At 44.2% G+C, this 9,965-nt stretch carries 11 protein-coding genes and 1 tRNA gene; 3 read left to right on the top strand and 9 right to left on the bottom strand.

All coding sequences use genetic code 11. The annotated features are described in order from the left end of the window. Positions 1-99, top strand: a 99-nt coding sequence (locus B0181_RS10100) for a transposase (protein WP_211276082.1), incomplete at its 5' end; no start/stop codon positions are given. Here B0181_RS10100 and B0181_RS10095 read toward each other — a convergent pair. Continuing rightward, complete coding sequence (locus tag B0181_RS10095) at positions 96-956, bottom strand: integrase arm-type DNA-binding domain-containing protein (protein WP_245953294.1); 861 nt, start codon at positions 954-956, stop codon at positions 96-98. The two genes, B0181_RS10100 and B0181_RS10095, sit on opposite strands and share 4 nt — an antisense overlap. A 195-nt stretch (positions 957-1,151) precedes the next feature. On the opposite strand from B0181_RS10095, the gene B0181_RS10090 reads away from it, so the two are divergent. Next, positions 1,152-1,228, top strand: a tRNA-Ile gene (locus B0181_RS10090). 142 nt (positions 1,229-1,370) lie between these two features. Next, positions 1,371-1,799: a protoporphyrinogen oxidase HemJ gene (hemJ, locus tag B0181_RS10085; protein ID WP_078277374.1), complete on the top strand. Its 429-nt coding sequence runs from the start codon at positions 1,371-1,373 to the stop codon at positions 1,797-1,799. A gap of 157 nt (positions 1,800-1,956) precedes the next feature. Here the strand turns inward: hemJ and B0181_RS10080 are convergent, their stop codons facing one another. From B0181_RS10080 to B0181_RS10045, 8 genes are all read right to left on the bottom strand, one after another. Next, positions 1,957-2,433: a hypothetical protein gene (locus B0181_RS10080; RefSeq protein WP_078277373.1), complete on the bottom strand. Its 477-nt coding sequence runs from the start codon at positions 2,431-2,433 to the stop codon at positions 1,957-1,959. 45 nt (positions 2,434-2,478) lie between these two features. Further along, a complete protein-coding gene (rph, locus tag B0181_RS10075; protein ID WP_078277372.1) occupies positions 2,479-3,195 on the bottom strand; it encodes a ribonuclease PH in 717 nt (238 codons plus the stop codon). 260 nt (positions 3,196-3,455) lie between these two features. Next, the gene (locus B0181_RS10070; protein ID WP_078277371.1) at positions 3,456-5,156 is read right to left on the bottom strand and encodes an AMP-binding protein; all 1,701 of its coding nucleotides are present in this window, start codon (positions 5,154-5,156) and stop codon (positions 3,456-3,458) included. 575 nt (positions 5,157-5,731) lie between these two features. Further along, complete coding sequence (gene tsf / locus B0181_RS10065; protein ID WP_078277370.1) at positions 5,732-6,610, bottom strand: translation elongation factor Ts; 879 nt, start codon at positions 6,608-6,610, stop codon at positions 5,732-5,734. A 212-nt stretch (positions 6,611-6,822) separates the two neighbouring features. Continuing rightward, positions 6,823-7,569: a 30S ribosomal protein S2 gene (rpsB, locus tag B0181_RS10060; protein ID WP_078277369.1), complete on the bottom strand. Its 747-nt coding sequence runs from the start codon at positions 7,567-7,569 to the stop codon at positions 6,823-6,825. A 219-nt stretch (positions 7,570-7,788) separates the two neighbouring features. Further along, on the bottom strand, positions 7,789-8,271 hold the full coding sequence (locus B0181_RS10055; protein ID WP_078277368.1) for a pilin: 483 nt from the start codon (positions 8,269-8,271) through the stop codon (positions 7,789-7,791). 159 nt (positions 8,272-8,430) lie between these two features. After that, complete coding sequence (locus B0181_RS10050) at positions 8,431-8,958, bottom strand: hypothetical protein (protein ID WP_133141540.1); 528 nt, start codon at positions 8,956-8,958, stop codon at positions 8,431-8,433. Between the two features lie 156 nt (positions 8,959-9,114). Continuing rightward, on the bottom strand, positions 9,115-9,882 hold the full coding sequence (locus tag B0181_RS10045) for an Lcl domain-containing protein (protein ID WP_078277366.1): 768 nt from the start codon (positions 9,880-9,882) through the stop codon (positions 9,115-9,117). Between the last annotated feature and the right edge of the window lie 83 nt (positions 9,883-9,965).

Below are 9,965 nucleotides of genomic sequence, written 5' to 3'. Positions count from 1 at the left end.
GGTGCATTGTGGTCACCAAGCTATTTTGCTGGGTCTTGTGGTGGAGCACCCATTGAAATTATCAGACAATACATTGAACAACAAAACACACCACATTAAGGCTTGCACACCGCCTTATATCCACGCCCTAAAGGACGTGGTTTTACGGCGGGGTGGATAAAACCATATTTTAAATCGATTGCCGACCATGCGATGCTTTCGCATTCGCTCCGCCTAAATCCTGTCAATATGAGAGTTAATAAAAAATCTTTGTTCGTTTCCAATGATTGCCCACGATTTTCAAATTCTACCACCGCCTTGACCCAATCAGGCATTTTGTCTTCGTTGATGTAAGTCTTTTTGCGTTTGATTTTATTCCACGCCTTTTTTGCGGTCAAAGTTTTGGTGGGTGATATGGCGGGCAGTAGCGGGTTTTCGTCATCATCAAGATAATGCTCAACGGCAAAATTATACACCGCCCGAAAGACTCGCATTGCCATATTTGCCTGTGCTGGGCTATTTTCGGTCAAGGATTTGTGTTTATCTTGCACCATTTTTCTTGTGATGTCGGCAAGTTTTTTGTCTTGCCAGTCCGCCAGATATTTTGTTATGACTTTGTTATAATCATGGAGGGTGTTTGCCTTTAATGCTCGTTCACTCAAAAAAGCATTGTAGGCATCAGATAAGGTGGGGTGCTGGCGGTTTAATTCTCGCTCATGCTCGTGGGCTTTTTGTTCTTGCCGTTTTTGGTCGTTGGGGTTAATACCCTGCCCCATCAGTGCCAGTGTTTCCGATGCTTTTTGGCGAGCTTGGGGCAATGTGAGCTGTCCAACGATGCCGAGTGTGTGGCGGACGGCTCGTCCATTGACTTTTTTCTCAACGATGTAAGTTTTGTAAGTTTTTTGCACACGCACCGCAAAACCAATCAAATCACTGTCTCGGTAAATGGCGGGGTCAGCAGGGAGAGACTCAATCAAATTTTTTGTGAGTCTAACTCTTTTGTTTTTGCTCGTCATTGTGTATAATATCGCCATATTGCAACAAATAGCGATATTATACAACATTTCTATGTGGTCTACTATGCGTCTACTAGAAATATTTGCAATCATTTTTTGATTGATGTACAATATAAACATTCAATAAGTTGTTGTAATTATTGGATAATTTTTTTTGGGCCTATAGCTCAGTCGGTTAGAGCAGGGGACTCATAATCCCTTGGTCCACAGTTCGAGTCTGTGTGGGCCCACCATTTTTAGGTCTGATTCATGCACGCCATGCAAAGACCACTCGCCAAACCCCAAGTGGATTGCTTGCCAATTTGCTGGGGTTTTGTTGCATCAGGCTGGCACTAATGCCACCAGCCCATTTAATTTAGCCAATTTATCCAAATCATGACTTTTTTACTTCTAAAATCCCTACACATCGTGGCGATGGTCTGCTGGTTCGCTGGCATTTTTTATTTGCCGCGCCTGTTTGTGTACCACGCCATGAGCGATGATCGCATAAGCCAAGAACGCTTTGCACTAATGGAGCGCAAGCTGTATCGTGGCATCATGAATCCTGCAATGATGGCGACGTGGATTTTGGGGCTTAGCATGGTAGCAATGAATTGGCAAGGCTACCTTTCGCAAGGCTGGCTGCACGCCAAACTGACGCTGGTCGTGCTTTTGACGGTGTATCATGTGGCGTGCGGATGCTTTCGCCTGCGTCTTGCGGACAATCCACACCTAAAAAGCCACGTTTTTTGGCGTTGGTTTAACGAAATTCCAGTATTTATCTTAATTGGCGTGGTGCTGCTTGTGGTGATTAAGCCGTTTTAACCACTTAATCAAACCTTATTTCAATAGCTTTGCAAGCGCATTTTTCCAAATAAAAACCGCCCTAATGTTGACGGCTTTTCGTTTTGTTAAATTTTAGGGATTGACGGTGAATTTTTGATTTAGATTTACAGCTGACAAATGAAGCAAAACCATCAAATCACTCATCGCTGTTTTGGGTGGAACTTTGCAAAGAAATCGCCTTTTCTCGCTTGGCGATGGCGCGTCCTTCCAGCACTTGCTTAGCGATGTCAATTTCTCTGGCATCGCCAAACCCTGAAAACTGATGGCTGATGCCACGATCACTGACGGTGAGCGTCTTTGCCGTGGCGATGATTTGCGCCTGTTCGCTCAATGCCATGCCTGCGCCATTGATGTTAATGTGGCGATTTTTTAGCGTCAGCACGCCTGCGCTGTGATGACGCGCACTTTTTACCGCATTTTTCTTGGCATTAAAAAAATACATCAGCACCGCCAAACACGCCACCGCACCGATAGCATAAGGCACAGGCAAGGTAAAGCACGCCACCGCTGTTGCCACCGCCAGCATCAGCATGACGATAGACCACATAAACAGCGAATCGCTCTCACCGCCTGCCAGCGTGATTTGCACGCCATCGTCCAGCACTTTTATCATGATATGTCCTTATTTTTGGCGATTATACCGATGAGTTTTAACAACTTACCAACCCAAAGCCGCCTGCTGCGCTTTGATGATTTGTTCAATGCCTTTTTCGGCATAGCTTAGCATGGTTTCAGATTCTGCGCGCGTGAATGGCTTTTGCTCGGCTGTACCTTGAATTTCAATAAATCCGCCTGCCTGCGACATCACCACGTTCAAATCGGTATCGCAAGACGAATCTTCGGCATAATCCAAATCAAGCAGCGCCTTGCCGTCTTTCATGCCCACAGACACCGCCGCCACCAGCCCAATCAAAGGGTCTTGGCTCAATTTTTTATTACGCTGCAGCCATTCCAGCGCATCAATGAGCGCCACTGCCGCCCCAGAAATACTTGCCGTGCGTGTGCCACCATCTGCCTGAATGACATCGCAGTCCACGACAATGGTAATCTCGCCCAGTTTTTCCAAGTCAATCATCGCACGCAGCGAACGCCCAATCAGACGCTGAATTTCTTGGGTGCGTCCAGATTGCTTGCCCTTAGCGGCTTCTCGCTGAGTGCGTGTGCCTGTGGCGCGTGGCATCATGCCGTATTCTGCCGTTACCCAGCCTTTGCCCTGCCCTTTTAGCCAGCGTGGCACGCCCATTTCTACGCTTGCGGTTACGATGACTTTGGTGTTGCCATAGCATACCAGCACCGAGCCTTCTGGGTGCATTAGATAATTGCGAGTAAAAGAAATGGGACGCATTTGGTCAGCTTGGCGGTTGTACGATCGCATGAAATTGCCTATCAAAAGTGGTTTGTGGTTAAAAATTATCAAATATAGCACAGCGGTAAATTTACCAAACACAGCGCATACTTGTGCGCCATTGTAGCAAATTTTTGACGAAAATTAAAACAAACGCCCTGAAAATTTCAAGGCGTTTGTCAATTTCACAGCATTTTGCCAACTTTATGGCGTTTTGCCAATTTTGCAGGGCTTATCCGCTTTGCAGCTTTTGTTAATTTGGCAAGCCACAAAACGCAAACTTGGCAAATTTACGCTTTATCAGCTTCTAATTTACGCAAATCTTTACGCAAAATCTTGCCTACGTTTGATTTTGGCAGCTCATCAATGAACTCGATCGATTTCGGACGCTTGTAGCCAGTTAGGTTTTCTTTTGCCCATGCCTTGACTTCTTGCTCAGTCAAACTTGCGTCTTTTTTGACGATGAAAATTTTCACCGCTTCACCGCTATGCTCATCAGGCACGCCAATCACGCCACATTCCAGCACTTTTGGGTGCGCCGTCATCACATCTTCCACTTCGTTTGGATAGACGTTAAAGCCAGACACCAGCACCATGTCTTTTTTACGATCAACGATTTTAATAAATCCACGCTCGTCCATCACGCCGATGTCGCCCGTGCGAAAATAGCCATCTTTAGTCATCACTTTAGCAGTCTCATCATCGCGCTTCCAGTAGCCTTTCATCACTTGCGGGCCTTTGGCACAAATCTCGCCCGCTTCGCCAAGCGGTACTTCATTGCCGTCATCGTCCAAAATTAGAATGTCCGTAGCTGGAAATGGCAAGCCAATTTTGCCTGTGTATTGCCCCGGTGGATTTAGGGTAAGTACAGGCGCAGTCTCAGACAAGCCGTAGCCTTCCACGATGTAATTGCCTGTCAATTTTTCCCATTCAGCCGCTGTATTTGACAGCACCGACATACCGCCACCCAAAGACAGTCTTAAGTTGCTATGGTCAAGCGCACGGAAACCATCGTGGTGTGCCAGCGCATTAAACAGCGTATTCACCGCAGGGAAAAACGCTGGGCGATATTTGCCAAAGTCTTTAGTTACGGCATTTAAATCGCGCGGATTGGTGATGAGCAGCATAGAAAAGCCCATTTTCGCACCCAAAAGCGATACCGTGAACGAAAAAATATGATACAAAGGCAGGGCTGTGGCGATGTACTGACCGTGCGCCTCATTACCGCTAAAAATCTTACTGACAAAAGTCATGCACTGCTCAACGTTTGCCACCAAGTTGGCGTGCGTGAGCATTGCGCCTTTTGCCACGCCCGTCGTGCCGCCTGTGTATTGCAGCACCGCAATGTCATCAAGGCTAAGCTGTGGGCGCTGATAATTGCTTGCTGGCACTTTATTGAGCGCGTCTTTAAACGTAACGTGATTTGGAATATTCCACGCTGGCACCATTTTTTTGACGTAGCGCACCACCGCATTGACGATGATTCCTTTAAAGCCAAGCATATCACCCAAAGACGTAACGATGACGTGCTTTACCTGTCCTTTGTTTTGCACTTTTTCAAAGGTGTGGGCAAAGTTTTCCACGATGAATAGCGCCTTGGCTTCGCTGTCATTGAGCTGATGCTCTAGTTCGTGGCTGGTGTACAAAGGATTGACGTTTACCAAAGTTAGTCCTGCACGCACCACGCCCATCATGGCGATTGGGTACTGCAAGATATTTGGCATCATCACCGCCACTTTATCGCCCTTCACCAAGCCCAGCGACTGCAAATAAGCAGCGATTTGGCGGCTGTATTGGTCAAGTTCACGATAAGTGATGGATTTATCCATGCAAGTAAATGCGATTTTATCGCCATGCTTGCCAAAGTTTTCAAACATATCCACCAAAGAATTGACATCGTCAGGCAGCGTCAAATCAATCTGCAAGCCTTCTTCGGCGTAGGTTTTTACCCAAGGTCTGTCTTTTGGTGTGGTGAAAGTTTTTGCGGTCATGGCGATCCTTTTCCTTGTGGTTGGTGGGTTGAATTGAGCGTCTTGCTGGTTTGACATCTTGTCAGTTTATCGGTTTGCTAGCCCTAGATAAAATCCTAAATTTATAGTCAAATCAACATCGTTTGTGATAAATCGGCAAGTCTTGACAGCGCAACAGCACATCAGGGTAAACTTGCGACTTACAAGTTAAATTAAAAAATACACTTCATAAAATACACTATTTTTTATCACTTGCCAATCATTTCGTACAAAAAATTATGAATTTTTTAACGAAAAGTCATGATTGTTGGGTTGATACACAATAAGGCAAATTTTAAGCAATTAATAATAAGTGGGTAATATCCAATATAAGCACAGCTAAAACAAACATTCGCCTTAAGGTAGAAGACCTTGCAATAGAAAGCCTTAAAACTGGCACAGCCTGATTAAACCTTCCGCAATACATTAACTATCACGACAATGGCAAATCTAAAAAATTAAAAGGACTGAATTTAGCACAATACCAAATTCAGCCCCATAACACCCAACTTATTACAATTCAAAAAGTCAGGTTTGTATGCCTGTTTAGAAATTTCTTACTGAGCAGCGGCAGCCTGCGCAGCAGCTACTTCAGCAGCGAAGTCTTCTTGTTTCTTCTCAATGCCTTCGCCCACTTCAAGACGCTTGAAGCTTACCACGGTAGCACCTTCTGATTTAAGTACGTCGCCCACTTTCTTATCGTTGTCCATAACGTATGGTTGGTTCACCAAAGTTACTTCGTTCAGATATTTTTGTAGGCCGCCAGTGATCATTTTTTCAATCACAGCTTCTGGCTTGCCAGATTCTTTGGCTTTGGCTTCAATGATGTCTTTTTCGCGAGCCAAGATGTCAGCAGGTACGCCTTCTTCGTTCACAGCAATTGGGTTGAATGCAGCCACTTGCATTGCTACTGCTTTGCCCACTTCTTCGCTGCCGCCTTCATAAGAAACCACAACACCGATACGCAAGCCGTGACGGTATGCCGCTAGGTTAGCGCCTTCGATTACTTCAGCGCGGCGAACTTGGATGTTTTCACCGATTTTTTGAACCAAAGCAACGCGCGCTTCTTCTACGCTTGCGCCATCGCCATAAGGCAATGCAGAAATTGCAGCTACGTCAGTGGTGTTGTTTGCCAACGCAAGTTCAGCAACTTTATTAGCAAATTCAGTGAAGTTTGCGTCTTTTGCCACAAAGTCAGTTTGGCAGTTCACTTCTAGTAGCAATGCTTTGCCAGCAGCTTGAGCGATGATGATTGCGCCGTCAGCAGCGATGTTACCAGCTTTTTTAGCAGCTTTTGCTTGACCTGATTTACGCAGGTTGTCAATCGCAAGTTCGATGTCGCCGTTCGCTTCTTCAAGTGCTTTTTTGCACTCCATCATACCAAGACCAGTACGATCGCGAAGTTCTTTAACCAATTTTGCAGAAATTTGAGACATGAAAAATACCTTGTGTGTTAACAATGATAATAAGTTTTGCATTTGGTGCACTGCATTTGTAGCGATTTTAGCACCGATTTATGACCGTCTGATGGCGGGCCTGCAGTCATTATGCAAATAATAGGAAATTTAATTAAAAAAGGCACAATAATTTAGAATACCAGCCATTGCCAGAACGCTAAACCATCATGCCCCTTGCCTACGCTTGGCGATTATTCTGCTGCTTCAGCGTTTTCTGCTTTAGCGCCGCCTTGAGTTTTGGCGTACTCTTTACCTGCGATGATAGCGTCTGCCATAGCAGTTGCGTACAAAGTTACGGCACGGATTGCGTCGTCGTTTGCAGCGATTACATAGTCTACATTGTCAGGGTTTGAGTTGGTATCTACGATACCAATTACAGGAATACCAAGGTTTTTCGCTTCTTTGATAGCGATGGCTTCGTGATCTACGTCAATCACAAAAATCGCATCTGGCAAGCCGCCCATGTCCTTGATGCCGCCCAATGCGCGCTCAAGTTTTTCCATGTCGCGAGTACGCTCTAGCGCTTCACGCTTGGTTAGCTTAGCAAAAGTACCGTCTTCAGCTTGCTTTTCTAGCTCTTTTAGGCGAGTGATTGACTGACGGATGGTTTTCCAGTTAGTCAAAGTACCGCCCAACCAGCGATGATCAATATAAGGCATACCAGCACGTTGCGCTTGCTCACGGATTACCGCGCTTGCTGCACGCTTAGTACCTACGAATAGGATTTTGTTGCGGTTTGCAGCTTGCTGGTTAGCAAAGTTTAGCGCTTCGTTGAATTGCTTAACAGTATGCTCAAGGTTGATGATGTGAATTTTGTTGCGCGCACCAAAGATGTATTGGTTCATTTTTGGGTTCCAAAAACGAGTTTGGTGGCCGAAGTGAGCACCTGCTTCAAGCAGATCACGCATAGAAACTTGAGTAGAATTTGACATAATCATTCCTAAAAAGTTGGGTTACGCCTCCACGAAATCAAACATCAAATCATTCGGCACGCATTTACCATTTGGTAAATTAATCAAACCGAACGACACCCTGATGCTCATGCTTATTTAAGCCCATTCGTGTGTGTAGTGTTGTTAATGAATAAAAACGCCCATGTCAAACATGGACGCCGTATTATAGCAAATTTTTATCGTAAAAGAAAGTGTTTATTTGGGTTAAGGTTGAGAACCTATCTCTTCATCGCAGCCCTTGGTGCGATATTCTTCACCAACATCTGTAGTGCAACTCCAAGCACCTTCAGGACTTCGCTCCCATAGGATTTTCTTATTTCTTAAAACCGCTGCCGCATCATCGCCCAGCGTCGCTTCAATGGTTGATGGATTAGTATCTGTACCAAATGTTACCACCAAGCCAGATTGTTTGGTCTCTGGATTATTGGCTGATGCTACAGGCGGATTACCATCATCAGCAATCAGATTGCTTTTTGTCCAACCAAGCGCACATGAAGTGCCATCACTACCTTGCAATAAGCAAATGTCTACAGCGCTACGCAGTTGGCTGGTTTCCATCACCACGCGACTCACCTGCGCGCTGGCGGTGCGATTTTGAAATTGCGGAATGGCAAAAAGTGCCAAAACACCGATGATTACAATGACAATCATCAGCTCAATCATGGTAAATCCTTGTTGCGCTTTCATAAAACTCCCTTTTAACATAAACTAACAAAATAATGATTTATCCCATTTTGCCATAGCGACAAGATAAATGCAACTGTTTTAAGTGGCACACACAACAAAAACCCCCACCAATCTCTTGGCAGGGGTCTTTAAATAAGGTGCTGACAATCATTTGCCAATTTATAGCAATTTTAACATTTGCTCAACCAGTCCATCAAAGCTCTCTTTTGTTGCCAAAGCATACTTGGATTGCTTATCGCATAAAACCGCCAACTTTTCTAGCATAGCTTCATCAAGATTGCCATCACCAATCATTTCAAGATAATTTAATTTGGCAATTATCTCATCCCTAAAATTATCGAGATCTGTGATGGTCATGCGTGCTGATTTTAATCTATCGTTGAGTTTTTCACCAAAAAGCATTCTTGAAAACCTTTTCGGTTCACCGTCGCTATTTTTAATGAAATCTACACCAACCAAATTTTCAATCAAAGAATCCGCCAAGCCCGCCTGATACAGTTTAGCACCCAAAACCTTGCCAATAAACACATTGTCAACTCTATCAACAGCAATGACAATATCGCCCATTCTCAATTGATAAAATGCGATTATTTGACGTTCTTGCTGCCAATTAAGATGATCATTGTCGGGGAGATTTTTCCATGCAGTCAGTAAACTCGTTAAACTGCCGTGCGCAGAAAAATCCAATGCGCCTCAACCATATCCCACACAGCCTTGAGAGATGGCTTCAATATCCGTGCGGATAAAGTAAATATTTTTTGGCATTGCAGTTATTCTCCATTCCAATCACAACTTCTGTCTATGAATAACCGGTGATGCGAGCTGATTTAGCAATCTTTGCTTTTATTGCTCTTCAAGACTTGGCAATGGTTCATGCTGTTCTTTACTCAAAACAGGTTTTACATCCGAACGTACGATTCTTGCACGCAATCTAAGATTTGGATTCATTGTTTGTTTTAGCAAATCACCTTCATAAATGGTTTTTTCAACGTACCACACTCCTTCACCATCTCTATTTAACGCCCATAAATCAGATGCTCTCCCTCCTATTCTACTATAACCGGGAGTGCATCGTTTAGGCACATCAACATAACCTCCAAGATTATCAGGGATTTTCATTGTAACAATTTTTGTCAAATACTCTCTTCCGTTCTCCGTTAAAATCGACTCACCTGTTTGTTGTTCCAGCCAACCCACATCCTTATATACCGCCCTATCATCGCCCACACCTGACTTTTCTACATCTTTCGTTTTACAACTCCTTTGAAGCGATAATTCATAAATAGTAGGCAATCGCCAATCGCTATATCCACCCACTTTTTTAGCATTCACAAACTTATCAATATATTCTTGCGCATCACTCCAAGTTAGCGCAACTGCATTTCCCACGCACTCTTGCTTTTGTTCATCCCAAAACGAACCTAACAGGCAAGGATACCAAACAAGATTTCTTGGCTGCGACTGTGCTCGCAATGCATTAGCTGATGCTTTATCGATTACTATCTCATACCCAACAGCTTCAGGAGTAAATACATTTCCGTGCGCAGAAAAAGAGGGGGTAATTAACGATATTGCCAATAAACCCAACAACGACTTTACACTTCCTTTCATGTCAAAACCTCAAAAATATTAACAAATAATTGATTTAACTTTCCCTGACAAGGGAAAGTTAAATCAATTATAATGCTTTTAAA

The sequence above is a fragment of the Moraxella caviae genome (assembly GCF_002014985.1).
Taxonomy (GTDB): domain Bacteria; phylum Pseudomonadota; class Gammaproteobacteria; order Pseudomonadales; family Moraxellaceae; genus Moraxella; species Moraxella caviae.
The sequence above is the reverse complement of the archived record's forward strand: the minus strand, read 5'-3'. Positions and strand labels throughout refer to the sequence as shown.